Source organism: Streptomyces sp. NPDC054047, assembly GCF_055585065.1.
Window position 1 is genome coordinate 1 of the sequence record NZ_JBVJKV010000028.1, and the last position, 1,136, is coordinate 1,136.

At 65.4% G+C, this 1,136-nt stretch carries 1 protein-coding gene; it reads right to left on the reverse strand.

What is annotated here, in order from left to right:
• Nucleotides 1-1,136, reverse strand: a 1,136-nt coding sequence (gene treS, locus ACZ6ZP_RS43170; RefSeq protein ID WP_454429347.1) for a maltose alpha-D-glucosyltransferase, incomplete at both ends; no start/stop codon positions are given.

The window sequence follows — 1,136 nt, forward strand, 5'->3', positions numbered from 1 at the left end:
GTGTACGAGCCGAGTCCGAAGGCGGGGTTCTGTTTGCGGATCTCGATCATGCGGCGGGTCCAGTGCAGCAGCGAGGACGGCGAGGACATGGAGGCCTCGACGTTGGTGACCTGGTAGCCGTAGACCGGGTCCATGATGGTGGGGAGGTAGAGGCGGCCGGGGTCGCAGGAGGAGAAGCCGGCGTTGCGGTCGGGGGTCCACTGCATGGGGGTGCGCACCGCGTCGCGGTCGCCGAGCCAGATGTTGTCGCCCATGCCGATCTCGTCGCCGTAGTAGAGGATCGGCGAGCCGGGCAGGGACAGGAGCAGGGCGGTGAAGAGTTCGATCTGGTTGCGGTCGTTGTCCAGGAGGGGGGCCAGGCGGCGGCGGATGCCGATGTTGGCGCGCATGCGCGGGTCTTTGGCGTATTCCGCGTACATGTAGTCGCGTTCTTCGTCGGTGACCATTTCGAGGGTGAGCTCGTCGTGGTTGCGCAGGAAGATGCCCCATTGGCAGCCGGAGGGGATGGCGGGGGTCTTGGCGAGGATCTCGGAGACGGGGTAGCGCGATTCGCGGCGTACGGCCATGAAGATGCGGGGCATGACGGGGAAGTGGAAGGCCATGTGGCATTCGTCGCCGCCGTCCTGGAAGTCGCCGAAGTAGTCGACGACGTCTTCGGGCCATTGGTTGGCCTCGGCGAGCAGGACGGTGTCGGGGTAGTGGGCGTCGATCTCGGCGCGTACGCGTTTGAGCAGGCCGTGGGAGCGGGGGAGGTTTTCGCAGTTGGTGCCCTCTTCGGCGAAGAGGTAGGGCACGGCGTCCAGGCGGAAGCCGTCGATGCCCAGGTCCAGCCAGAACCGCAGGGCGGAGATGATCTCTTCCTGGACGGCGGGGTTCTCGTAGTTGAGGTCGGGCTGGTGGGAGAAGAAGCGGTGCCAGAAGTACTGTTTGCGCACCGGGTCGAAGGTCCAGTTGGAGGCTTCGGTGTCGACGAAGATGATGCGGGCGTCCTGGTACTGCTTGTCGTCGTCGGCCCAGACGTAGTAGTCGCCGTAGGGGCCTTCGGGGTCGGTGCGCGACTGCTGGAACCACGGGTGCTGATCGCTGGTGTGGTTCATCACGAAATCGATGATCACGCGCATGCCCCGCTGATGCGC